This window comes from Pantoea nemavictus (genome assembly GCF_037479095.1).
Taxonomy (GTDB): domain Bacteria; phylum Pseudomonadota; class Gammaproteobacteria; order Enterobacterales; family Enterobacteriaceae; genus Pantoea; species Pantoea nemavictus.
Genome location: NZ_JBBGZW010000001.1, coordinates 616335 through 640852, shown reverse-complemented (window position 1 = coordinate 640852; position 24518 = coordinate 616335). Strand labels below are relative to the sequence as shown.

Below are 24518 nucleotides of genomic sequence, written 5' to 3'. Positions count from 1 at the left end.
CCGGCTTTTTTATCAGAACCGCGATCCTCAGAAGGAATAGTTCAGCGCTCCGTTGAATGCGGTATCGGTCTGAAACTTCCCGCCAGCACTGTGCTTCGCGCCCACCTGCAGTGACCAGTTCTCGCTAATCTGACCTTCAAACCCGGCGTGCAGGCGATAGCGGTTATCGCTCCACGCATCGTATGTGCGGCTGGCGTGGCTGTCGGCGAGCGTCAGCGTTGAGCCGCTGCTGCCTGGTGAATACTGTTTGCTGATGCCGGCAAACAGCGATACGGCTGGCAACACTGAACCTAATCCGCGCTTTCTCAGCTCAATACCCGGCGACACCGACCACGGCGTGGCGCTGCTCAACGTGATACTGGCGTCGTAGCCCTGTAACCGATAGCCCGGCAGATAGCCCACGCGGGTTTCCACAAAGGGTGACAGAGTAAACGAATCGTCGAACAGCGGCATCTGGCGTCCGACTTTAGCACTCGCCGCCAGCATCTGGCTGCTACGCTGCGTCCCCTTCACTTCCAGCGCCGGGTCGAGCTTGAGGTCCTGGCGCAGATGCATATAGCGCGCTGCCAGATCGGCAAACCAGCCGCCGTCTGCCAGCCAGCTGGCGTAAGTGCCGAGCGTGCTGAGCTGATGGCTGATCGAGCCCATCCCTTTACCGCTGCCCTGGCCGTGGCTGGCCATCAGACCGACGCGCCATGCGCCGACCTGTTTATCCACGCCCAGTTCAAAGCTCTGCTGGCGGATGCTGACGTCAGCAATGCCGCCACGGTTATAGCTGTAGCCGCCCCAGACGCCGTGCATCTGCGCATCGCCGCGCAACGTCTGCGCGCGGTCGTTGAGTGACGCCGCCGTCTCGCTAAACAGATACTGACGCGAGGCCAGCAGCGCGCGGGTGCTGTGCAGCAGGCCGTCATTATCGCTGATGTTAAACCAGTCTTCCGGCTTGCCCGGTTCTGGCGCGGGATCGACAACCGGTTCTGGTTTTGGCTCCGGCGCTGGATCGACAATCGGATCCGGCTTCGGCTCCGGCGCGGGGTCAATCACCGGATCCGGCTTCGGCTCCGGCGTAGGGTCAACAATCGGATCAGGTTTCGGTTCAGGTGCCGGGTCAACAATCGGGTCTGGCTTCGGTTCAGGTGCCGGATCAACCACCGGCACCGGCGTTTTGGCGATCACCCACTTCACGCGGCCATCGGTTTCAATCACCTGATAGTCAGGAGAATAGATGGAAAAGCCCCGTTTGATCGGCGGCAGGGTGAAGTAGTCATGCGCGGTGCCAGCCGGCGTATCCAGCAGCACGATCTGGTTTGGCACCTTGTCCGGGAAGGTTTCGCCGAGCATAAAGCCGAGGTCGAGCGTGTTGCCGCTGCCCTGCGCCGATTTATCAACGTACAGGCTGTCGCTGATGCCGGTCTGCGGGGCGATACCAAATCCCAGCTGCAGATTACTGGCGTAAAGGTTTTCCACCCACAGCTGCTTTGGCGTCCAGTTTTTATCGTTGTCGGACAGCGCCGAGATGATACCGCCCTGCGGCGCGTTCAGGCGCTGCATGCGGCTGTCGCCGGTTAGATTCCAGAAGGTGTCGCCCGACATCGTTACCCGGGCCGCGTTGCGATCGGTGATGCGGCCGCGGAAGTCGACCTTGCCGAGATAAAGCTCCGCCTGATCGCCGAGGGTGATATCGCCGTGCACGGTGCTGGCGGGCAGGGCGCTTAACGCCGCGGCATCGCGCGAGGCGGTTTCACAGGAGGTGGCGGTGCTCTGCACTGGTGAGACGCAGCGTAAAATCTGTTGCTGAGCATCCGCGCCGGGCTGATAGCCGAGCAGGACCTGGCTGTTGTCACCGGCCTGAATGTTGGCCTTCACCTGCGCGTATTCGCCAACCTGCAGGCGCGTATTGCTGGCAGCAACGATGTTGTCGGCGATAAAGGTTGAGGTGGTCCAGTCGTCATCAATAATCAGGCCGCCGGCGTGCGGCACCGGCTGGCCGGAGAGCAGCAGCGTGCCGTTATTGAGGTTGATATTGCCGCTGAGATTGCTGCCGCCGGTCAGCGCCAGTTTCGTGGCGGCCAGTGCCGGAGAGAAGTTGAAATCAAATTTACCGTTGACGCCATCCGCAGAATCGGAGCCCAGGTAGCCGCGAAACACCAAGTCATTAAACTGCATGGCGCGATAGGTTTTCGCCTCTTCGGCGTCAAAGCCGATGTATTTCCAGTAGCTGTTATCCTGCTGATTGGTCGGGAAGTAGCTGTAGGTGCCGGTTTTCAGCTGGAAGTATTCGATGCGCTGCGAGCGGTCGTTCCAGTCTTCGTAAATATCGCCGACGCTGCCGCTGTGGGTGGCGGAGTTCCACTCCTGGATGGTGATGTCAGCGGGAGCGAAGCCGGTCAGCGTCAGGCTCGAGGCGCGATCGGCGCTCTGGTTCAGCAGCGTGGCGCCGGAGTCGGTGTGGTTAATTCGCTTCATCATCAGGTCGTGACCGTTGAGGTCCAGCCTGCCGCCGCGATAGCCGAAGAAGATATCGTCGCCCGCCACCTGGTTATCATTGTTGAGCACCACGGTCGGGCGGCCGCTGACGATCGTCACGCGCGAGAACGCCTGCTGGTTGCCCTGAGCGTCGGCCTGCTGATCGAGGATTACGGTGCCGTCGCCGACGTTGAGGCCGCCTTCGTTTTTACCTGAGGCGTTAACGTGCAGCGTACCGGCGCCGATTTTATGCAGGTCATCGTCTGCCAGGCCGTTGACCTGCCACAGCACCTTTTTGTCCGCATCCACTTCAATACCGCCGCCAACCCAGGTGGCGTCAGCGCCTGCGGCTGATTTTACCCTGTAGTTATTCGAGAACTGCAGCTTGCCGGCGCCGAGGTTAACGGCATCGCTGAGGATAATGTCGCCGCCCGCGCCGTTAAAGCGGATATCCTTGCTGGCATCGAGTTCTTCCAGCGAGGCTTTTCCGGGCGCGAGATGGCGATATTTTTCGGCGATGCCCTGCCAGCTCCACTGTTTATTGCCCTGGTCAATAGTGGCGGTATTCCAGAAAACATCTCCTGCACCAGCAATGTCGGTAACGTCAGGTGAGGTATTTGCTGACACAATGTTGTCGTAATAACCGTCAGGTATTAACGCTGCGAGCGATGTCAGGCCGTATTTTTCTATACCGCTGGTGCGTCCGCGCAGAGCAGCCATGAGCTTCCACTTTTTATCAACGGCATCGTATACATAAATTGGACTGCCGCTGTCACCTGATTGTGAGGCAAATGACAGCGGCGATGAACGGGGATCATCGGGGTTATATTGCGTCCAGTAGAAATAGTGGGCAGTGGACGAAGTTGCATCAGGATTTATGGTACCGCCAGCTAACCATTTGTAGTAACTCGCTACAGAATTAAAACCGTCTAGTTGATCGTTAATTTGACGCTGATAACCACCTCCCGCGCGAGCATAGGCAATATAACGTGTACCCCTACCAGCTTTCCACTCGCTATTTTCAACCGTTTCAGTAGGCGCAACTTCAGTTACCACTTTGCTCAGTCGTGGCAACATATAATCCTGGTCGATACTGTCATCAACGGCGTTACGATTAATAAAAATATATTTTCTGGAAAACTCTGAAGCCGCGCCAAAGTAAGCAAATCCTTCATGCACATGTCGCGCGCTCATTACATAAGATGGTGCCGTTAACGCAGCAAAACCTCGACGAGATATGCTGCTCATGTCCGGCATAGGAAAACTGATGTAAGCATCAAGCTCACCATTTTTCTTATAAACCGGAATATTACTTACCCCAACGCGGTATTTGCCCATATTTTCCGCAAAGTCGCGATAGTCCTGCACATTGATGTCATGGCGCATAACGCCAGCAGACGACGACAGGCAGATAAACAGCGTGCCGTAAGAAATGATGATGGCCTTTTTCACATGAATTCCCTTTCTGATAATTTCCTAAAAGCAGGAAGAAAGGCGGCATAATTTCATGTAACCGAACGAATGCTGACGCAGAAACGTCTCAAAGAATTTAAGTGCGGATAATTATTTTAACGCGGTGAGGGCGGAGGCAGGGATTAACGCTTAATCATGCAGACAAAATAAAAGGGCCGGTTTCGCAACCGACCCTTCTACCTTCAACTCATTCAGCGATTAAGCGCGAACGAAGTCGATGTGGTGCAGTTTTGGCTTGAACGGATGACGCTGTACCGCCTGAGCTTTAACTTTGATTTCTTTACCATCAACAGCGATGGTCAGCACTTCGCTGTAGAACTCAGGTTTAACCTGCACGTTCATCACAGCGTCGTGGTCCAGTTCGATAGCAACTGGTGCTTCATTACCGCCATAGATGATGGCTGGGAATTTGTTTGCTACACGCAGGCGGCGGCTCGCACCCTTACCCTGGTCTTTACGTACTTCAGCATTAATAGTGAACATTTGATATCTCTTCAATAATTCCTGCTACAGGCGACCCAGCAACAGGACGGTTATTCAAACTGCTTTTACGGATGCAAAAGCGGGCGGCATTATAGCGCCAATGGGGTGTCAGGGGCAAATGATTCCGCCGCTCAGCGCAGTTCGTTGGCGCGACGATAACGGCCTTGATAATCAAACATTTTTTCACGAATCTGCCAGAAGTGACCTTTTGCGCGCGCCACCACAAAGTCCGGATGACGCAGTAAAGGTTGCAGCGCAATGACATCAGCAGCGGTTTGCCAGCCGAGCTCCACGCCCGGCGCACGCTGATGCGGACGCATAAACAGCTGCTCGAAGGCTTTGCGCTGCGCCGGCGTTTGCAGGCGAAAGCGCTCGCTCACGCTGGTGCCATCTTCATCAAAATAGGTCGCTTTCAGCCACTCGCCTTTGTCGTCGCGCCCTTGTTCCAGCGTCATGCCTGCACAGCGCAGCACGCGTGCATCCTTCAGTTTCAACGCGGCTTTCAGCATGTCATCTGGATCGACAAGAATTTTGTCGCACTGCTGGCAGCGGCGTGCGGCGATGTCATTCTCGGCACCGCAATCCGGACAGCTTTTAAAGCGGAAGCGATAATCACACTGTTCGCGCTGGCCTTCATCATCTTCCAGCACGCCCTGACAGCGGCGACCAAAATGCTCGATGATGTGGCCATCTTCCGTTGCTTTGCCCCAGAAGGTATTGGCGAAACCGCAGGCAGGACAGAAAACCTGCACCGGCTGATTGTCGCTGGCGCCTTTTGGCGCGCCCACTTCCGGCGTTAAAAGGTCATGCGGATTGCCAGCATAATCCAGCACCAGACAATCGGTTTTTCCCGGCGACAGGCGTAAACCGCGCCCAACAATTTGTTGATACAGACTAACGGATTCGGTCGGACGCAGGATGGCAATCAAATCAACGTGAGGTGCGTCAAAACCGGTGGTTAGCACCGCGACGTTGACCAGAAACTTCAGCTGTTGCGCTTTGAATGCACCAATCAAGCGATCGCGATCTTTCACCGCCGTTTCGGCCGACACCAGCGCGCTGTTCTCTGGCAGCAGCGTCAGGATTTCGCGCGCATGTTCCACGGTTGAGGCAAACACCATCACGCCGCGGCGATCCTCAGCGAACTCAACGATCTGCCGGATAATATGCGGCGTCACGCGATGTTGTTGTTTCAGTTCGCGGTTTAGATCGGCCTCGCTAAACAGACCGTTATTTTGCGGGATCAACCGGCTGAAATCGTACTGCACCACCGGCATATCCAGCCGCTCCGGCGGCACCAGAAAGCCATGTTTAATCATGTAGCGCAGCGGCAGCTCGTAAATGCAGTCGCGAAACAGCGCGTTATCATCGCCACGCACCATGCCGTGGTAGTGGAACTGATAAATCCAGCCTTTGCCGAGGCGGAAGGGCGTGGCGGTTAATCCCAGCAGTCGCAGCTGTGGATTATGCTGGCGCAAATGGGCAAACAGCAGCTGATACTGGCTCTCTTCGTTATCGCTAATGCGATGGCACTCATCGACGATGACCAATGAAAAGGCGCTGTCGAAGCGTTCAAGATTACGCGCCACCGACTGTACGCTGCCAAATACCACTTTGCTGGCGCTCTGTTTGCGCTGCAAACCGGCGGCGAAGATATCCGCCTGCAAACCATACGCCTGATATTTGCTGTGGTTCTGCTCCACCAACTCTTTGACATGCGCCAGCACTAACACGCGGCCGCGCGCCAACCTGGCCAGTTCGGCAATCACCAGGCTTTTTCCGGCACCGGTCGGCAGCACAATTACCGCAGGCGTGGTATGACGGCGGAAATGGTTGAGGGTGGCGTCAACCGCCTCTTGTTGGTATGGGCGCAGGGTGAATGACATCGGGGCAAACTTTTTTCTGGAACGGACGCGCATTATGGCATGAAAGCCGCCGAAACGCAGGATCGCCTCTGTTAGCCGCAGCGGGTTCCAGCTATACTGCCCACACCTTATCCAGGGACAAAACACCGTTTCAGTTTCCCCGCAGTAACAGGCAAAACGAATTCATGCGACTCGAAAAATTCATATCTCAGCAGCTGGAAGTCAGCCGTGCTATCGCTGGACGCGAAATCCGCGCCAAAAAAGTCACCATCAATGGCGAAGTGGTCCGCGATGCGGCTTACAAAGTATTGCCAGATGATGAAGTCGAATACGACGGCAATCCGCTGGTGGTGCAGCAAGGCCCGCGCTATTTCATGCTGAATAAGCCGCAGGGTTACGTCTGTTCAACCGACGATCCTGATCATCCCACCGTGCTGTTCTTCATTGAGGAGCCGGCGGCGTTCAAGCTGCATGCCGCGGGACGTCTGGATATCGATACCACCGGTTTAGTGCTGCTAACCGATGATGGTCAATGGTCGCACCGCATTACTTCGCCGAAGCATCATCTGGAAAAAACCTATCTGGTGGAAGTGGAAGAGCCGATCGATCCTGCGCTGGTTGAGAAGTTCGCTGCGGGCGTACAGCTGCACAATGAAAAAGATCTGACCAAACCGGCCGTGCTGGAGATTCTGGATGAGAAGGCTGCCCGTCTGACGATCAGTGAAGGGCGCTACCATCAGGTTAAACGCATGTTTGCTGCGATGGGTAACCATGTATCGGCGCTGCATCGCGAACGCATTGGTGACATCGAATTGGATGACGATCTCGGTGAAGGTGAATATCGCGAACTGACCCAGCAAGAGGTCGACAGCATCGGCCTGCCAGAAGAACTCAAACAACGTAAATAGCGGGAGAACGCGGTGCGCAAGGAAAAGAATTCACCGGTCGGTTTAGTGGTTATTCTCGGATTGCTGGCGATGCTGATGCCGCTCTCCATCGATATGTATCTGCCAGCTATGCCGCAAATCGCCCGCGAATTCGCGGTATCGGCGGGCAGCGTGCAGATGACGCTCAACCTTTACATCCTTGGCTTTGCCATTGGCCAGTTGGTATACGGTCCGTTGGCGGATAGCTACGGACGTAAACCGGTGATTGTGCTGGGAACGCTGATCTTTGCCTGTGCCGCCGCCGCTTGTGCGCTGTCCCAAACCATCGATCAACTGATCTTTATGCGCTTCCTGCACGGCTTGTCGGCCGCCGCGGCCAGCGTGGTGATCAACGCCCTGATGCGCGATACCTACTCGAAAGAGGACTTCTCGCGCATGATGTCATTCGTCATGCTGGTCACCACCATTGCACCGCTGCTGGCGCCGATCATTGGCGGTTGGCTGCTGCTGCTGTGGAACTGGCACGCCATCTTCTGGACGCTAGCCGGCGCCGCGCTCATCACCACCGTGCTGGTGGTGACGCAAATTCGTGAAACGTTGAAGCCCGAGCAGCGCCAGCGTTTCCATCTGCGCACTACCTTGGGTAACTTCGTGGCGTTAGTGCGCCATAAGCGCGCCTTTAGTTACATGCTGGCGAGCGGTTTCTCCTTTGCGGGTTTGTTCACCTTCCTCAACGCCGGCCCATTCGTGTATATCGAAGTCAATCACGTCTCGCCGCAAAACTTCGGCTACTACTTTGGTCTGAACGTGGTGTTTTTATTCGTGATGACGTTGATTAACAGCCGCGCGGTGCGCCGCTTTGGTCCGCTGAAAATGTTCCGTCTTGGATTAGTGATCCAGTTCGTGATGGGCGTTTGGCTGCTGATCTCCAGTGCGCTGGATCTCGGCTTCCTGTCGCTGGTGTTTGGCGTAGCGATGTTTATCGGCTGCGTATCGACGGTATCGTCGAATGCGATGGCGGTGATTCTTGATGAGTTCCCGCATATGGCCGGCACCGCTTCATCATTGGCTGGCACGCTGCGCTTTGGCGTGGGCGCATTGGTCGGCGCACTGCTGTCATTGGTGAGCATTAACAGTGCCTGGCCGATGGTGGCCACTATCGCACTGTGTGCCACCGTTTCGATTGTGTTGTTTACCTACGCTTCACGCCCGCATCATTCGGCATAAGATCTACCGGTCGCGATACAAGTCGATCCTACGTTGATGAAATCCAACACTTTTTCGTAGGGTCGCCATTTATGGCGACCCGCCCTCTGAACAAATTCCCACCCGCTACTCGCTAATCCCCATTCATTCGTTATGCTTAATGTTTCCATAATGTGAAAATTTAGAGATAAAAAAGTAACGAGATTGCGTCTAAAATGATTGTTAACAGCCGCTGAACACGGTAAACATAAGCATAAATGTGAGAAGCCTCGCAAATTATCAATTGGCTACACGCTTGGTGTTTAAAAAAATAAGGCAAACCACGTCCATATTCTGAGCTAACCAGGTTGGGATTCACTGCGTTGTGCCGTCGTCGTGAATAAAGTTAACGTCTCTGGGGGCCGTATAACTATGCTGCAACTTTCTGTTGTGCATCGCTTGCCACAACATTATCGCTGGTCAGTTGAACATGCGGGTGAAATTGAGCGTCAGGAAACTGCGGATGGCGTTCATGCTGGAGATCTGGTGGTGCTGCGTCTGCTCAGCCACGATGGTCATCCGGCGCTGGAAATTCTGCACCAGCTGCAAGAAACGCTGGCGCAGATTCAGGTCGAGTGCAAAATCGCTGAGTGTGAAGGGCAGCCTTGTCTGCTAATTCAACGCGATGATGAAAGCGCGACTAACTGCTGCCTGAAAAATCAGGGTGTCGCCATTGCCGAAACTTTCGACGGTCACTGACTGAGATCTCTCCCCTGAGCGGATGCCAATAGCTGACGTGTATAGTCGGCTGTTGGTGCGTTGAACAACGTATCGCAGTCACCTTGTTCCACCACCTCGCCCTCACGCAGCACAATCAGCTGGTGACACAGCGCACGCACCACCTGTAAATCATGGCTAATAAACAGATAAGCTAACTGGTGCTGCTGCTGTAAGCGGCGCAGCAGGGTGAGAATTTGCTTTTGCACTGAGCGATCCAGCGATGAGGTGGGTTCATCCAGCACGATCAGCTGCGGTTCGAGAATCAGCGCACGGGCGATAGCAATGCGCTGGCGCTGACCGCCTGAAAATTCTGCCGGATAGCGCGAACGGCTGTCGGCATCAAGTCCCACTTCCTGCATCACCGCAATCACCTTTGCTTCCTGCTCGCCAGCGCTGAGCTCAGGACGATGTACTGCCAATCCTTCAGCAATCACTTGTTGCACCGTCATCCGCGGATTGAGCGACGAATTTGGATCCTGAAACACCACCTGAATGCGCTGACGCAGCGGCAACAATTGTTTCGGTGACAGCTGATGCAGCGGCTGATCCTCAAACCAAATCTCACCGCGCGCGGCGATCAAACGCAGCAGTGCCAGTCCGGTGGTGCTTTTTCCAGAACCCGATTCCCCCACCAGCCCGAGACTTTCTCCGCGACGCAGGGTAAAGCTGAGATCTTGTAGCGCTATCTTTTCCGCCACGGTTCGCCGCAGCAATCCACGACGGATCGGGAAACCGACCTGCAAGTTTTTCACCTGCAGCAGCGGTGGCGCATCGCTTAGTGGCACCGGCTGGCCATCCGGCTCGGCGGCCAGTAATTCACGCGTGTACGGCTGCTGCGGCTGGCTTAACAGTAAATCACAGCGGTTGTGTTCGATGCCGCGTCCATTGCGCATCACGGTGACGCTATGCGCCAGCTGACGCACAATATTCAGGTTATGTGTGATGAACAACATGCCCATGTTCAGTTCACGCTGCAGTTCGCGCAGCAGTTGCAGAATCTGCGCCTGAACCGTGACATCCAATGCGGTGGTCGGCTCATCGGCGATCAGCAGCTTTGGCTGGGTGAGCAGCGCCATGGCGATCATCACGCGCTGGCGTTCGCCGCCGGAAAGCTGGTGTGGAAAATCCTGCAGACGCGATGCCGCATTACGAATGCCAACACGATCGAGGCAGCTCAGCATCTCTCCGCGTGCCGCTTCGCGCCGCATACCGCGATGCACCGACAGCACTTCGTACAGCTGCTTTTCCACGTTATGCAACGGATTGAGCGATACCATCGGTTCCTGAAAAATCATCGCCATCTGGTTACCACGCAGTCCGCGCATCGTGCGTTCGCTGGCCTGCAAAATATCCTGGCCGTTGAACAGAATTTCGCCGTGCGGATAGTTGACCGGCGGCTGCGGCAATAAGCGCATGATCGACAGCGCGGTCACGCTCTTACCGGATCCGGATTCGCCCACCAGCGCCAGCGTTTCACCGGCATCGATCTGCAGCGAAATCTCTTCCACCACGCAGCGATCCTGAAAGGTCACCGCCAGATGATTTACCGTTAACAGGCTCATTTAGCGTCCTCGACTCGGGTCAAAGGCATCGCGTACCGCTTCGCCAATAAAAATCAGTAGCGACAGCAGCAGAGCGAGGGCAAAAAAGCCGGCAAGGCCTAACCACGGTGCCTGTAAATTATTTTTCCCCTGCAGCAGCAGCTCACCCAGTGACGGCGATCCGATCGGTAAACCAAAGCCGAGGAAATCCAGCGATGTCAGGGTGGTGATTGAAGCGCAGAGAATAAAGGGTAGAAACGTCAGCGTTGCCACCATGGCGTTGGGCAGCATGTGACGCAGCATAATGCGGCTGTCGCTAACGCCCAGCGCACGTGCGGCACGAATATAATCATAATTACGCGTGCGCAGAAATTCGGCGCGCACCACGCTTACCAGACTCATCCAGCCAAACACCACCGTGACCAGCAGCAGCCACCAGAAATTGGGCTGAATCACGCTGGATAGTAGAATCAGCAAGAACAGTGAAGGCATGCCGGACCACACTTCTATCAGGCGCTGGCCGATCAGATCAATGAGTCCACCAAAATAGCCCTGTACTGCCCCCACCAGGATGCCAATCACACTGGAAAACAGCGTTAACAGAATGCCAAACAGCAGTGAGATGCGCGTGCCATACAGCAAACGCGCCAGCACATCACCGCCGTTGGCATCGGTACCCAGCCAGTTTTGCATGGAAGGCGGGGAAGGGAAGGGTACATCGGTGGCGAAATTGATGGTGCTATCGCCAAAGCGAATCGGTGCCCAAATCGCCCAACCTTGCTGAGCAATACGCTGTTTCAGCCACGGATCCTGATAGTCAGCGGGCGTGGCGAAATCGCCGCCGTAATCACTTTCGCTGTAGTTGAACAACAGCGGCATATACCAGCGTTGCTGATAGTGCACCAGCAGCGGTTTGTCGTTGGCCAGCAACTCGGCACCCAGTGACAGGACAAAAATGATCAGGAAAATCCACAGCGACCAGTAACCACGGCGGTTATGACGAAAACGCTGCCAGCGCTGCTGGTTTACAGGAGATAAACGCATCAGCGTCCCTCAAAATCAATGCGCGGATCGACCAGCGTGTAGGTGAGATCGCTGAGAATGTTCATGAGCAGACCAATTAGCGTGAAAATATACAGCGTGCCGAACATCACCGGATAATCGCGCTGAATGGTGGCGTCATAGCCGAGCAGGCCCATACCGTTGAGTGAGAACATCACCTCAATCAACACCGAACTGGTGAAAAACATGCTGATAAAGGTGGCGGGGAAGCCGGCAATCACCAGCAGCATGGCATTACGGAACACGTGACCGTACAGCACCCGCTTCTCATCCAACCCTTTTGCACGCGCGGTGACCACATATTGTTTACGAATCTCATCGAGAAACGAGTTTTTGGTCAGCATGGTCAGCGTGGCGAAACCGCCAATCACCGTGGCCAGCACCGGCAGCGTGATGTGCCAGAGATAGTCGGTGATTTTGCTATACCAGGGCAGCGTATCAAACTGCGGAGAGGTCAGGCCGCGCAGTGGGAACCAGTCGAAATAGCTGCCGCCCGCGAACAGGACAATCAGCATGATGCCGAACAGAAATGCTGGAATAGAATTACCGATGATAATAAAGATGCTGCTCCAGATATCGAAGGGGCTGCCGTTGCGTACCGCCTTTTTAATGCCGAGCGGAATCGATACCAGATAAATAATTATCGTGCTCCACAATCCAAGACTTATCGAGACCGGCAAACTCTCTTTGATCAGCTGCAGCACCGAGGCGCTGCGGAACAGGCTATCGCCAAAATCGAAACGGATGTAGTTCCACAGCATCTCGCCATAACGCTGCAGTAACGGTTTATCAAAGCCGTAACGATGTTTAATCTCAGCGATCACTTCCGGATCGAGGCCGCGTGCACCGCGATATTGACTATCACCGGGATTGTCACGCAGCAAGGCTCCGCGCGCGCCGCTGTCACCGCCGCCAGAGCCGGGAATGCCGGTGCTGTGGCCAAATTGCACGTTGGCTAACGCCTGATCGACCGGCCCGCCTGGTGCGATCTGCACAATAAAAAAGTTCAGGGTGATGATCGCCCACAAAGTGGGGATGATCAGCAGTAACCTGCGTAGAAAATAGGCTGCCAAACCGTGCTCCTCAGCGTCGATCGGCCGGCAATCGTCCGGCTTTGTTCACATCGTACCACCAGTTTTCCAGACCAGTAGCGAACGCGGGTTTAATCTCGGGATGGGAAAATTTATCCCAGTACGCCATGCGATCTTCGGCGCTGTACCACATCGGGATCATGTAGGCATTCCACAATAGGATGCGATCCAGTGCTTGGCCGAGCGGCAGCAAGGCTTTTTCGTCGCCCTGATGCTCAACGATCTGCTGAACAAAATGGTCGACGATCGGATCTTTCACCCGCGGCGTATTCCAGGAAGAGTTAATAAACTCCGACTGCCAGATAGTGCGCAAGCTGGTAGAAGGCCACGGCATCGCATAATAGAGTGACGGAATCATGTCGTAGTCACCTTCGCGTAAGCGCCGCAAATATTGCGAGCTGTCAATCTGGCGCAGCGAAACTTGTATGCCCAGTCGTTCAAGGCTGTGCTGGAACGGCAGCGCCCAGTCATTCTGGGTGCCGCTGCGCATTAGCAGTTCAAAGCGGAATGGTTGACCGGTTTTAACGTTGACTAACTGCTGATTTTTAATCTGCCAGCCGGCTTCTTTGAGCAAATTCATGGCTTTCAATAAGTTGCCACGATCGAAACCGCTGCCGTCTGAACGCGGCGGAGCATATTGATTGTTGAACACTTCAGGCGGTAGTTGGGCTTTGTAAGGCGCCAGTAAGATCAGCTGTTCGGCCTTGGGATAGCCTTGCGCCGCATAGTCGGTATTCTGGAAATAGCTGTTGGTGCGCTTGTAGGCTCCGTAGAACAGGGCTTTGTTCATCCATTCAAAATCAAAGGCCAGCGTAATGGCTTCCCGCACGCGACGATCGGCGAACAGTGGCTTCTCGTTGTTGAAGGCCAGCCAGCGCGTATCGGTGGAAACGGTGTTGGGGATGGTCGATTTGACGATGGCGTGGCTATCAAAGTTGCGGCCGAGATATTGCGTGGCCCATTTCTTCGCTGAACTCTCTTCGCGTAAATCGTAAGCGCCTGCTTTGAAGGCCTCGAACGCCACGTTGTCATCGAGGTAATAGTCGTAGCGTAGCGTGTCGAAATTAAAGCGACCGCGGTTCACTGGCAGATTGGCGGCCCAGTAATCCTTTACCCGGCTGTACTGAATAAACTGACCTGATTTGTACGACGTAACGCGATAAGGCCCGCTGGCCAGCGGTGGATAACCAATCGGCTCATTAAACTTCTTGTTTTGCCAGAACTTCTCTGGCAATACCGGCAGCGTCAGCCAGCTGAGAATTCGATCTTTATCCGCTTTCGGCACGTCAATGCGCATTGTAAGGCGATTAAGCGCTTTAACTTTTACGTCGCGAAATGCCACGCGAAACTGCGGCACGCCTTCAGTCATAAATTTCTGGAAGGTGAAAGCGACATCCTGGGCTGTGATGGGCGTTCCGTCCTGAAACTGAGCATGGGGATTGATCGATACTTCCATCCAGCGATAGTCGTCTGGATAGCGTGCCGATTCGGCGATCAGCGGGTAGTAGCTGCCAGGTTCATCATCCGACGTGGTAAACAGGCCGTCATACAAGGTATCGGTGCCAATGCCGGGATTGCCGCGTGAGGCGAAACGATTGAAGTTGTCATATGTGCCGACCACCGCCAAAGTCATCTTGCCGCCTTTTGGCGCAGCAGGATTGGCGTAATCGTAATGGGTAAAATTCACCGCATATTTCGGCTCGCCCAGCTTCGCGAAGGCATAGCTTTCGTTGATGGTTGCGGCATGCAGCGGCGTAATGGCGCTACAAAGCAACAACGCTGTGACAAAACGCAGCAGCATAAGTGGGGCGATCTCCTGTGGTGTTCCGCACTTTATGGTAGCAGTTTCATGGGGTTCGCGTGATGTTAACTCAGCGCACGTTGGCGTTGATAATAGCTGACCAGGCTTTCTGGTCGTAGCGGTCGACTAAACAGATAGCCCTGCAAATGAGTCACGCCACGATTCACCAGCCACGCTGCCTGGTCGCCGGTCTCTACGCCTTCGGCCACGGTTTTCAAATTGAGCTTCTTTGCCAGCAGCAGCACCGCATCCAACACCGGTGACGTAACGGTTTCCGTGCCAATGCTTTGCACAAAACCGCGATCAATTTTCAGGTAATCGAACGGATATTTTTCCAGATAGATTAATGCACTGTGACCAGTGCCGAAGTCATCAATAGCAATCTTGAAATTGTTTTCATGCAGCCAGGCGAAAATCTCGTCGGCACTCTTCTCGCCAACCATGGTGCGCTCGGTAATTTCAAACACGTAGTTGAAGTGGTCGGCGGGCATGGCGTTAATCCACAGCTGCACATCATCGCGGAAGCTTTCCGAGGCAAGATGCAGAGGTGAAAGATTCAGGCTCATGCGCGTACCTTGCGGCAACTGGGTGTAGAGAAACTGAGCATCGCGCGCGACCAGCCTAAACAGATGCTGAGTAAGCGGAATAATCAGATTCTGCGCTTCCGCGTAACCGATAAACACATCGGGCGGGATCATACCTTCGGTAGGATGCGTCCAGCGTAGTAGTGCCTCAACGCCATACGGCTGGCCATCGTGTGCGGTGACAAGTGGTTGATATTCAACATGGAACTGGCCACGTTTGATGCCCTGCATGATCTCTTTGCCAGGGCGCTGATGCCGGGTCAGCAATAACCAACTAGCCGCAGTAACCAGCAAAGCGAACAGTACAGCGGTCATTAACGTGAGGGAGTAATCGCGCGGCGCTAACGTCGTGCCAAACAGCAAAAAGTGCAGCGCGCCATTGTTGAATGCCATTTCCTGTAGCGGGGTCGGTAAATCACGGACGTTAACTACCTGATTGCTGCCGCTCAACAAAGCTTTATTACCGATGACCAGCGCCATGCCGGTGATTTCTGAATGATAAGAAGCCAGCAACTGATAAGGCGTCAGGCTAATGTTCATGGTGGCGAGAATACCGGTTTCCGCCGCACCTGGCGTTTTCATCCATAGCGCCAGCGCCGGCTTGGTTGGCAGCAATGGCGTGCCTTCCAGCAGGCGCATATCACGATCGCGTTCCAGTTCAGATTCAGGAGAGATAGCGCTGGCGGCCAGCAGAAAAGCGCCGGTTGCCGATGAACAGTAGGCATTACCATTACGTACTAACAGGATAGCGCGAAGGTTACCGGCGAAGGCTGCGCGCGAAGTGAGCTCACGACTGACGCTGCTACATGACAATTGGGGGTATTGTTGCAGTGGATAGAGCGTATCCATCAGGCTAGTGATCACCTGTTGTAAATCGTCGCGGCTATGGGCCAGCAGCTGTTCATGTTGCTGTACGCGTTTTTGCCAGGTAAGCGTTAATAGAACGATGACAAAAAGCAGAAAGAAGACGGCGCCAATAATCACGCTACTCCAGGCGATGCGGCGTGAATAGCTCGCGTGACGTTTTAATTTCCCCGACAGTGGCATGGAGTGTATTCCCCTTGTCTTGCCATTTATTATTATGTTTATCGTTTTGGTCACTACCCACTTTCATCCGGCAGCCCGGTTAACAACGGTGTCTGCAGCGCAATGTTTGGGCATCAGGAAGTCAACGAGAATATAACGAGAGCGCGAATAATGTCTCGTTATATTTTTGATTCTCAATTACTTTTTATAGGCTCGATTTGAGTTAAAACAGCAGGCAAAAAAAAACGCTGCCGGGGCAGCGTTTTTTTGATTCTCTGGCTGAGAGGATCTTCAAAGCAATACGTTAGCTTGGGTTTTTAGCTAAAACCCGACGCGCTTCGCGATAACGTGTTTTCCAATAACTGTCGTTCAAATTGGAAATCATTACGCCACTGCTAGTCGATGCGTGAACGAAGTTATCGTTGCCGAGATAAATGCCAACGTGGCGACCGGTAGAACCGGCGCGGAACAGCACTAAGTCACCTGCGCGCAATTTATTGCGGGAAATCTCTTTGCCGGTGTCTTGCTGCTGTGACGTTGAGCGTGGCAAATCTAAACCAAACTGCTCGCGAAAGGTGCGCTGAACAAAAGCAGAACAATCAATGCCGCGTTTGGTGTCACCGCCTAAGCGATATCGGACACCTTTCCAGTCACTGTACTGTTCCATGATGCGGGACTTAACGTCCACGTTCTGCACCATCTGTTCAAATTCGTCCTGAGACGCTTGAAGTAAAAAACCATTCTGGTTGTTAACTTCATGATTCTCGTTGTTCGCGTTCTGACCGTTATGGGTACTGCTACATGCTGATAAAAGCGTTGCTAAAGCTACTGCGGGAATGATCCGCCTGAGGTATCTCAGAATTGGTTGAGACTTGACCATTGTACGTGTTTTCCTTCGAGTTCCTTTACGACAGAATGTCGTCAGCCAGATGACAAAACGGATTGAGATTAATAAGTACGGCCGTCTAAGACAAATCCTTAATTACTAAAATGTGTTAATGCACACATTTTTGTCGCTTTAAGCACCGCATTTTATGCTGTTGCTTACTAATCGGATTTGAGGTTAACCGATTACAGACCGCGTGGCGAGTGCTTTTATATAAATTTTCAAAGGTTTTTTCGATGTGAAATCAATCTGTAACACAATGGCTAGTTTATCAACAATAGGCAGTGATTTAATAGCCAAATAGCGCTGCAATAAGGGGGGTGTTCTGGCGTTAAGGCCGATTTTAAGAGGGTTCTGGCTGGACAGATTAGGAAAAACGCTAATGTCAGGTGTTTTGTATCATAATCTTTTCTTTTAGCTGAATAATGTTAGCCTGCTAATAATTTATTGGGGTTTTCAATAAGCGCGAGCGATCGTGTTATTGCTCTATGATCACTCGCGCTTAACAATTACGTGCGCGGCTTATATTTACCCGGCAGTGAACGATTGAGCCAATTAACCAGTTTGTCGCTGAACGGCGTTAACAGGCACCAGCTCATGCCAACCAGCACCACCGATAACGATCCCACGGCGATATCAGTAAACCAGTGCGCACCAGCCATCACGCGCGGCAGAGCGAACACCACGGTAATCACCAAACCCACCAGAAACGCACGGAAGCCGAAATAGCGCCACATAAAGCAGGTGAAGATAATCAGCATCATGCCGTGGTCGCCAGGGAAGCTATCTTTGGAGGCATCTTTAGCCGGAATTCCGGTCAGTTCACTCACGCGATGCACATTTTTAAAGAACAGCGTTGGGCTGGAGTGTTGCACCGGCAGCAAGTGGCCAAGCTGATTCAGCACTACGGCGCTCAGCAGCATGGTGATGCCAATGGCGAGCATGCGGCGGCGGCCCTGCGGTGTCTCGCGACGCCAGAACCACAGATACAGCAATCCCATTGCCAGCAGCGAAACCAGATCGAAGCCGCGGAAGTTAGTAATGGCCACCAACAGTGCGAAGCCGTGATGATCAACCATCTGATCATTAAAGCCATAAAAGATGGCTTTATCGATACCAAACCAGAACCCGTGATCCGGCGGCAGGTACCATGAAAGGAACAGCATCACTCCCAGCGCATTTAGCAGCAGGATGGTGATTAATCGAGAAGCGCGCATAAAAAATAGGCTCAAAGTGAAAACAACGGTGGCAACCTAACGCATCTAATTTAAACGAATCTTCAACAAGCTCGCCTGCAAAAGATTCCACTCTGCCGGCTGATGATGGATCAATTCGATACGGCTATCAGGCGGCGTAGTGGGGCGCGTTTCAATAAACAGATCTTCGCCCTGGCGATTGATGTTGACTAACCCGTCTGCAGTGCGCAATACGCCCTTCACCCGATCAACGGGCGCAAGCCTTGCCCACTCTAGCGCGGCAATGGTATCAAACACCGTATCACCATCAAAAATCCAGCCACAGGAAGCATAGCCCTGACCTTCATTTAACGCACGGCGCCAGCGTGCCTGACCCTCTAATTTAAGCGCCGCCAACCCTTGCGGACGCGGAGAGTGATGATGATGTGCCGCATCGGGAACCGCACGATCCGCCAATGCCGGCTGTGTCAGCAGAGCGGGGTCGATCTGTCCCCACGCCGCTTCCACCAGTTGACGTTCGCCGAGGAATTGTTGCTGCCATGCCTGTAAGCGCTGACGATCTTCGTCACTCCAGCGATCGCTTTTATTGGCAACGATGATATCTGCCGCTACCAGCTGATCGCGGAAATTCTCATTCGCCACCACGCGCTCATCAGCTAACTGGCGCGGATCGAGCAGCGTTAAGGTCGCATCCACCTGAATCCAGGGTTGATAAACCGCGGCACGCAACATGTTAAGCAGCTGTTTGGGATGACCAAGGCCGGTAGGTTCAATGATCAGGCGATCGGGTTTCGCCTGCTTCAGCAGCATATTTAAGCCCACTTGCAGCGGCAAGCCGTTGACGCAGCACATGCAGCCACCGGGAATCTCTTTGAGCGTGGCACCGCGATCGGCGAGCAGCGCGCCATCGATGCCAATTTCGCCAAATTCATTGACCAGTATCGCCCAGTTTTCGTTGGCAGGCTTATTGGCTAACAGATGCAGTAGCGTGGTGGTTTTCCCGCTGCCGAGAAATCCGGTAATCAGGTTTACGCGCGTCACAAAAGGGCTCCCTTACAAAGAGGATAAATCACGCGCGGAGGTGACATCCGGCGCGTATGGGGTTGTTATACTATAACAACCCCCAGCGGCCGGACGGAAGACTCTTCTTAGTCAGCGCGGCCCATATAGCGACGTTCAGCAATATGAATGCGGATGCGATCGCCATTGCTGAGATACTCGGGCACCTGAATCGACAAACCGGTGCTCATGCCGGCAGGTTTAGAGCGTGCGCTGGCGGATGCGCCTTTGATGCCTGGTGAAGTATCAACAATCTCCATGTCGACGGTTTGTGGCAGCTCCAGTGCCAGCACCTGGCCGTCCATGGTCAGCACCTGAATACCGGGAATGCCGCCTTCAGGAATAAACAGCAGCTCTTCTTCGATTTGATCTTTTTTGAAGTTATACGGCGTGTAATCTTCGTCATCCATAAACACATACTCATCACCATCTATATAAGAGAAGGTAACGGCACGGCGGCTGAGCGAAATGGCGTCAATAATGTCGTCGCCCTTGAAGCGTTCTTCCACTTTCAGGCCGGTGCGGACATCGGTAAAACGCATCTTGTAGAGCGTAGCGGCACCGCGTGCGCTTGGACTTTGCACATCAATGTCTTTCACCAGCAACAGTTTGCCGTTCCAGGTGACAGCCATCCCTTTTTTTATCTCATTTGCCTTTGGCATAGTGGTTTTCTCGCTCACGGAAGGTTAATGCGCGTCACGTTACTCGCGCGGTGAAAAACTGGCAAGTGAGGCGGTGTAAAATTGTTGCCGATGCATGGCATTCGCGGCGTCAGACTGTTATTGTCGCCGCGAATTCTCTCCAGGAGCGCATGATGTTTTGTCGTGACCAGTGCGGTGCCTGTTGCACAGCCCCCTCAATCTCTTCTCCCATTCCTGGTATGCCGCACGGCAAACCGGCCAATACGCGTTGCGTTCAGCTTGATGAGCAGCAGCGCTGTAAAATCTTCGGTTCTCCGCTGCGTCCAGCAGTCTGCGCGGGGTTACAGCCCAGCGCGGAAATGTGCGGCAACAGCCGTGAAAACGCCATGACCTTTCTGTTAAAACTGGAAGCAGAGACTGCGCCTTAAGCGGTTAGCTGACGCCATGCTGAAGAATTTGGCTTAACGCGGCATAGGGTTACAGCAAAAGCATCAGCCTGCCTGGCGGAAAAAATCCTAAATCCCACTTGAAGTGTGCGGAACATCAAAAATCTGCTACTCAGATCGCGCATTTTCTTGCCTGCTGTACGCGGCTGTACCATATTACCTGAAACGTTTCAGCGTTGTGCTTCCGGCTAAGTCCGCGCTGCATTGCGTAATTTTTTGTCATGTAGCTGAAACGATTCAATACAGCAAGCGAGGAGAGATATGTTCCAGCTCGAAGTTCAGGCCATTCATACTGGTGCTCAGGCACAGAATAAAGAAGAGGCCATTCGTCAGGTTGCTGCTGCGTTAACCGCTGCGGGTAATGTCGGCGAAGGCTACGTTAACGGCATGCTGGCGCGCGAACAGCAAACCACCACCTTTCTGGGTAACGGCATTGCCATTCCACACGGCACCACCGAGACGCGCGACCTGGTACTGAAAACCGGCGTGCAGGTCTATCAGTTCCCGCAGGGCGTGGAGTGGGGCGATGGCCAAACGGCGTATGTGGCTATCGGTATTGCTGCCAAATCGGATGAACACCTCGCGTTGCTGCGTCAGCTCACTCATGTATTAAGTGATGACAGCATTGCTGAACAGCTGAAAACCGCATCGGCTGAAGAACTGCGTGCGCTGCTGATGGGTGAGAATCAGGCTGCTGAATTCAAATTCGATACCTCGCTGATTGCCGTGGATGTGGCAGCCAGCGACTTAATCACCTTACAAGCGCTCAACGCCGGTCGCCTGCAAGCCGCAGGCGCGGTCGATGCGGCATTTATAGCTGATGTGGTTTCCCATGCACCGTTAAGCCTCGGGCAAGGCATCTGGCTGAGCGACAGCGCTAACGGCAACCTCGGTAGCGCAGTGGCGGTAAGCCGTGCCGCTGCGCCATTCCAGCATCAGGGCGAAAGCGTCGCGCTGCTACTGACCGTTGCAGCGAACGATCAGCGTCCGCTGGAAGTACTGGGCTACTTAAGCAATCTGCTGCTGACCAACAAAGCTGATCGTCTGCTGAAGACCGATGCCGCTGGGATTCTGGCGCTGCTGACCAGTGAAGTGGATGAAGCTGCCGAACAACTGACCGCTGAATTCACCATCCGCAATGAGCATGGTCTGCATGCGCGTCCAGGTACCGCACTGGTTACCGTGATCAAACAGTTCAACAGTGACATCACCGTAACCAACCTCGACGGCAGCGGCAAGCCCGCCAACGGCCGTAGCCTGATGAAAGTGGTCGCGCTCGGCGTGAAGAAAGGCCATCGCCTGCGCTTTACTGCCAGTGGTGAAGATGCCCAGCAAGCGCTTACCGCTATTGAAGAAGCGATCAATGCCGGTCTCGGCGAGGGGGTAGCATGAGCCGTCGTGTCGCCACTATTACGTTAAATCCGGCTTACGATCTGGTGGGTTACACGCCAGAGATAGAGCATGGTGAAGTTAATCTGGTGAAAACCACCGGTCTGCACGCTGCGGGCAAAGGCATCAACGTTGCTAAAGTGCTGAAAGATTTGGGGATCGATGTCACGGTCGGCGGTTTCCTCGGTAAAGAGAACCAGGATGGCTTCCAGCAGCTGTTCAGCGAGCTGGGCATTGCCAACCGTTTCCAGGTGGTGCAGGGCCGCACACGTATCAACGTTAAGCTGACAGAAAAAGACGGCGATGTGACCGATCTGAACTTCTCCGGCTTTGAAGTGACGGCCCAGGATTGGGAGCGCTTCACGGCGGATTCTCTCACCTGGCTCGGCCAGTTCGACATGGTGTGCGTCAGCGGCAGCTTGCCTGCCGGCGTGGCGCCTGAAGCGTTCACCAAGTGGATGAGCGATCTGCGTACGCTGTGCCCTTGCATCATCTTCGACAGCAGCCGCGAAGCGCTGGTCGCCGGTCTGAAAGCCGCGCCTTGGTTGGTAAAACCGAATCGCCGCGAGCTGGAAATTTGGGCCGGTCGCAAACTGCCTGAGTTGCAGGACGTCATCGGTGCCGCCCATGAACTGCGCGAGCAGGGCATTGCGCACGTGGTGATTTCTCTCGGTGCGGAAGGTGCGCTGTGGGTGAATGCTTCTGGTGAATGGCTCGCCAAACCACCTGCCTGCGAAGTGGTCAGCACCGTGGGTGCCGGAGATTCCATGGTCGGCGGCCTGATTTACGGTTTGCTGATGCGTGAATCCAGCGAGCATACGCTGCGTCTGGCAACGGCTGTGGCGGCGATGGCCGTCAGTCAAAGCAATGTTGGCGTTAAAGATCGTACTCAGTTGGCCGCGATGATGGCGCGCGTCGACTTACAACCCGTTAACTAACAGCAGGAGAGCGATAATGAAAACGCTGCTGATAAAAGATTCTTCACTGGGGCTGGCATCAGGACATCTGGCGCTGGAACGTTTACGCGCCACGGCCGCACAGGCCGGACTGACGCTGACCGACAATGCCGCCGATGCTGAGCTGGTGCTGGTTGCTGGTCATAACGCGCCGAATGATGCGCAGTTTGCCGGTAAGTCTGTGGCGCTGGTGGATGTGCAGCAAGCGCTGCGCGATCCGCTGGCGGCGATCAACCAAGCCAAAGCAAGTGCCAAAACCTGGCAACCTGCGGCGACAACGGGCGCCGTACCGGTTACCGCGCAGAGCGGTGGCCAGAAACGTATTGTGGCAGTCACCGCCTGCCCAACCGGCGTTGCCCACACCTTTATGGCGGCAGAAGCTATTCAGGCCGAAGCCACTAAGCGTGGCTGGTGGGTGAAAGTGGAAACCCGCGGTTCAGTCGGTGCGGGCAACGCCATCACACCGGAAGAGGTGGCGGCGGCCGATCTGGTGATCGTCGCGGCGGATATTGATGTGGATCTGGCGAAGTTTGCCGGCAAGCCGATGTATCGCACCTCAACCAGTCTGGCGCTGAAGAAAACCGCGCAGGAGTTGGACAAAGCCCAGGCAGAAGCGAAAACCTATCAGCCGAGCGGTAATCAGTCCGCCAGCGCCCAGGGCGACAACAAAGAGAAAGCCGGTGCATATCGTCACCTGCTGACCGGCGTGTCGTACATGCTGCCGATGGTCGTTGCCGGTGGTTTGAGCATCGCGCTCTCGTTTGCTTTCGGTATTACCGCATTTAAAGAGCCGGGTACATTGGCCGCTGCATTGATGCAGATTGGCGGCGGTAGCGCCTTCGCTCTGATGGTTCCGGTACTGGCGGGCTTCATTGCCTTCTCAATTGCGGACCGTCCGGGCCTGACGCCAGGTCTGATTGGCGGCATGATCGCCACCAGCATTAACGCCGGTTTCCTCGGTGGCATCATCGCCGGTTTCATTGCCGGTTACGCCGCGAAGATGCTCAGCAGTAAAGTCAAACTGCCGCAAAGTATGGAAGCGTTGAAGCCGATTCTTATCATCCCGCTGGTGGCGAGCTTAATTACCGGTCTGCTTATGATTTACGTGGTCGGTAAGCCGGTGGCGGGCATCATGACGGGCCTGACAACCTGGCTGGCCAACATGGGCACGGCGAACGCGGTTCTGCTGGGCGCAATCCTCGGTGGCATGATGTGTACCGATATGGGTGGCCCGGTGAACAAAGTAGCCTATGCCTTTGGTGTGGGTCTGCTGAGTTCGCAAACCTACGCGCCGATGGCAGCGATTATGGCGGCCGGCATGGTGCCACCGCTGGCGATGGGCCTGGCGACGCTGGTTGCGCGTCGTAAGTTCAACAAAGGTCAGCAAGAGGGCGGCAAAGCGGCGCTGGTATTGGGTCTGTGCTTCATCTCAGAAGGGGCAATTCCGTTTGCCGCGCGTGATCCCATGCGTGTGCTGCCATGCTGCATCATTGGCGGTGCGGTGACCGGTGCGATTTCGATGGCGATAGGTGCCAAACTGATGGCACCACACGGTGGTCTGTTCGTGCTGCTGATTCCAGGCGCGATTACCCCAGTGCTGGGTTACCTGCTGGCGATTGTGATTGGTACTGCGGTGGCGGGTCTTGGCTACGCGATTCTGAAACGTCCGGAAGAAGAGCTGGTAAAAGCAGCGTAATCATC

19 protein-coding genes are annotated in these 24518 nt (G+C 54.6%); 7 read left to right on the top strand and 12 right to left on the bottom strand.

Annotated features, from left to right (window positions below; translation table 11 throughout):
• Positions 1-27: 27 nt before the first annotated feature.
• The 3 genes from WH298_RS02940 to radD all read right to left on the bottom strand — a co-directional run bounded on the left by WH298_RS02940 (position 28) and on the right by radD (position 6308).
• Positions 28-3918 carry a S6 family peptidase gene (locus WH298_RS02940; RefSeq protein ID WP_180822185.1) on the bottom strand — a complete coding sequence of 1297 codons (3891 nt, stop codon included), beginning with the start codon at positions 3916-3918 and terminating at the stop codon, positions 28-30.
• 219 nt (positions 3919-4137) lie between these two features.
• Positions 4138-4422 (bottom strand): 50S ribosomal protein L25, encoded by a 285-nt coding sequence (gene rplY / locus WH298_RS02935; protein WP_049852868.1) that lies wholly within the window; start codon positions 4420-4422, stop codon positions 4138-4140.
• A gap of 131 nt (positions 4423-4553) precedes the next feature.
• Positions 4554-6308 carry a DNA repair helicase RadD gene (gene radD, locus WH298_RS02930; RefSeq protein ID WP_180822184.1) on the bottom strand — a complete coding sequence of 585 codons (1755 nt, stop codon included), beginning with the start codon at positions 6306-6308 and terminating at the stop codon, positions 4554-4556.
• A 164-nt stretch (positions 6309-6472) separates the two neighbouring features.
• Here radD and rsuA point away from each other — a divergent pair, with 164 nt between their 5' ends.
• The 3 genes from rsuA (at position 6473) to WH298_RS02915 (ending at position 9118) form a co-directional block, all read left to right on the top strand.
• A complete protein-coding gene (gene rsuA, locus WH298_RS02925) occupies positions 6473-7195 on the top strand; it encodes a 16S rRNA pseudouridine(516) synthase RsuA (protein ID WP_007889439.1) in 723 nt (240 codons plus the stop codon).
• A 12-nt stretch (positions 7196-7207) separates the two neighbouring features.
• Complete coding sequence (locus WH298_RS02920) at positions 7208-8401, top strand: Bcr/CflA family multidrug efflux MFS transporter (RefSeq protein ID WP_007889441.1); 1194 nt, start codon at positions 7208-7210, stop codon at positions 8399-8401.
• Positions 8402-8791: 390 nt separating this feature from the next.
• Positions 8792-9118, top strand: coding sequence for a YejG family protein (locus WH298_RS02915; RefSeq protein ID WP_036620898.1), 327 nt, complete (start codon positions 8792-8794; stop codon positions 9116-9118).
• Here WH298_RS02915 and yejF read toward each other — a convergent pair.
• The 9 genes from yejF to yeiP all read right to left on the bottom strand — a co-directional run bounded on the left by yejF (position 9112) and on the right by yeiP (position 20047).
• Positions 9112-10701, bottom strand: coding sequence for a microcin C ABC transporter ATP-binding protein YejF (yejF, locus tag WH298_RS02910; RefSeq protein ID WP_180822183.1), 1590 nt, complete (start codon positions 10699-10701; stop codon positions 9112-9114). The two genes, WH298_RS02915 and yejF, sit on opposite strands and share 7 nt — an antisense overlap.
• The gene (locus tag WH298_RS02905) at positions 10702-11724 is read right to left on the bottom strand and encodes an ABC transporter permease (RefSeq protein WP_180822182.1); all 1023 of its coding nucleotides are present in this window, start codon (positions 11722-11724) and stop codon (positions 10702-10704) included.
• A complete protein-coding gene (locus WH298_RS02900) occupies positions 11724-12815 on the bottom strand; it encodes a microcin C ABC transporter permease YejB (protein ID WP_049852863.1) in 1092 nt (363 codons plus the stop codon). Before WH298_RS02900 ends, WH298_RS02905 begins: the two co-directional genes overlap by 1 nt.
• A 10-nt stretch (positions 12816-12825) precedes the next feature.
• On the bottom strand, positions 12826-14634 hold the full coding sequence (locus tag WH298_RS02895; protein WP_180822181.1) for an extracellular solute-binding protein: 1809 nt from the start codon (positions 14632-14634) through the stop codon (positions 12826-12828).
• 65 nt (positions 14635-14699) lie between these two features.
• Entirely contained in the window at positions 14700-16265 is a 1566-nt protein-coding gene (locus WH298_RS02890; RefSeq protein ID WP_180822180.1) for a cyclic di-GMP phosphodiesterase, read from the bottom strand.
• 283 nt (positions 16266-16548) lie between these two features.
• Complete coding sequence (mepS, locus tag WH298_RS02885; RefSeq protein WP_007889459.1) at positions 16549-17124, bottom strand: bifunctional murein DD-endopeptidase/murein LD-carboxypeptidase; 576 nt, start codon at positions 17122-17124, stop codon at positions 16549-16551.
• 515 nt (positions 17125-17639) lie between these two features.
• The gene (locus WH298_RS02880) at positions 17640-18347 is read right to left on the bottom strand and encodes a phosphatase PAP2 family protein (protein ID WP_180822179.1); all 708 of its coding nucleotides are present in this window, start codon (positions 18345-18347) and stop codon (positions 17640-17642) included.
• A 45-nt stretch (positions 18348-18392) separates the two neighbouring features.
• Positions 18393-19367, bottom strand: coding sequence for a GTP-binding protein (locus WH298_RS02875; RefSeq protein ID WP_180822178.1), 975 nt, complete (start codon positions 19365-19367; stop codon positions 18393-18395).
• A gap of 107 nt (positions 19368-19474) precedes the next feature.
• On the bottom strand, positions 19475-20047 hold the full coding sequence (yeiP, locus tag WH298_RS02870; RefSeq protein ID WP_007889466.1) for an elongation factor P-like protein YeiP: 573 nt from the start codon (positions 20045-20047) through the stop codon (positions 19475-19477).
• A gap of 152 nt (positions 20048-20199) precedes the next feature.
• On the opposite strand from yeiP, the gene WH298_RS02865 reads away from it, so the two are divergent.
• From WH298_RS02865 to fruA, 4 genes are all read left to right on the top strand, one after another.
• A complete protein-coding gene (locus WH298_RS02865) occupies positions 20200-20454 on the top strand; it encodes a zinc/iron-chelating domain-containing protein (protein WP_007889468.1) in 255 nt (84 codons plus the stop codon).
• 279 nt (positions 20455-20733) lie between these two features.
• The gene (gene fruB / locus WH298_RS02860) at positions 20734-21864 is read left to right on the top strand and encodes a fused PTS fructose transporter subunit IIA/HPr protein (RefSeq protein ID WP_180822177.1); all 1131 of its coding nucleotides are present in this window, start codon (positions 20734-20736) and stop codon (positions 21862-21864) included.
• Positions 21861-22799 (top strand): 1-phosphofructokinase, encoded by a 939-nt coding sequence (fruK, locus tag WH298_RS02855; RefSeq protein ID WP_180822176.1) that lies wholly within the window; start codon positions 21861-21863, stop codon positions 22797-22799. The genes fruB and fruK overlap by 4 nt, the downstream gene beginning before the upstream one ends.
• 16 nt (positions 22800-22815) lie before the next feature.
• Positions 22816-24513 carry a PTS fructose transporter subunit IIBC gene (fruA, locus tag WH298_RS02850; RefSeq protein ID WP_180822175.1) on the top strand — a complete coding sequence of 566 codons (1698 nt, stop codon included), beginning with the start codon at positions 22816-22818 and terminating at the stop codon, positions 24511-24513.
• Positions 24514-24518 lie beyond the last annotated feature (5 nt).

Excerpts from the sequence above, each read along its gene's own strand:
- WH298_RS02895 (WP_180822181.1), bottom strand. The coding sequence starts at position 14,634 with ATGCTGCTGCGTTTTGTCACAGCGTTGTTGCTTTGTAGCGCCATTACG.
- rplY (WP_049852868.1), bottom strand. The coding sequence starts at position 4,422 with ATGTTCACTATTAATGCTGAAGTACGTAAAGACCAGGGTAAGGGTGCG.
- mepS (WP_007889459.1), bottom strand. The coding sequence starts at position 17,124 with ATGGTCAAGTCTCAACCAATTCTGAGATACCTCAGGCGGATCATTCCC.
- yeiP (WP_007889466.1), bottom strand. The coding sequence starts at position 20,047 with ATGCCAAAGGCAAATGAGATAAAAAAAGGGATGGCTGTCACCTGGAAC.
- WH298_RS02880 (WP_180822179.1), bottom strand. The coding sequence starts at position 18,347 with ATGCGCGCTTCTCGATTAATCACCATCCTGCTGCTAAATGCGCTGGGA.
- yejF (WP_180822183.1), bottom strand. The coding sequence starts at position 10,701 with ATGAGCCTGTTAACGGTAAATCATCTGGCGGTGACCTTTCAGGATCGC.
- WH298_RS02865 (WP_007889468.1), top strand. The coding sequence starts at position 20,200 with ATGTTTTGTCGTGACCAGTGCGGTGCCTGTTGCACAGCCCCCTCAATC.
- WH298_RS02890 (WP_180822180.1), bottom strand. The coding sequence starts at position 16,265 with ATGCCACTGTCGGGGAAATTAAAACGTCACGCGAGCTATTCACGCCGC.
- radD (WP_180822184.1), bottom strand. The coding sequence starts at position 6,308 with ATGTCATTCACCCTGCGCCCATACCAACAAGAGGCGGTTGACGCCACC.
- fruK (WP_180822176.1), top strand. The coding sequence starts at position 21,861 with ATGAGCCGTCGTGTCGCCACTATTACGTTAAATCCGGCTTACGATCTG.
- WH298_RS02915 (WP_036620898.1), top strand. The coding sequence starts at position 8,792 with ATGCTGCAACTTTCTGTTGTGCATCGCTTGCCACAACATTATCGCTGG.
- rsuA (WP_007889439.1), top strand. The coding sequence starts at position 6,473 with ATGCGACTCGAAAAATTCATATCTCAGCAGCTGGAAGTCAGCCGTGCT.
- fruB (WP_180822177.1), top strand. The coding sequence starts at position 20,734 with ATGTTCCAGCTCGAAGTTCAGGCCATTCATACTGGTGCTCAGGCACAG.
- fruA (WP_180822175.1), top strand. The coding sequence starts at position 22,816 with ATGAAAACGCTGCTGATAAAAGATTCTTCACTGGGGCTGGCATCAGGA.
- WH298_RS02905 (WP_180822182.1), bottom strand. The coding sequence starts at position 11,724 with ATGCGTTTATCTCCTGTAAACCAGCAGCGCTGGCAGCGTTTTCGTCAT.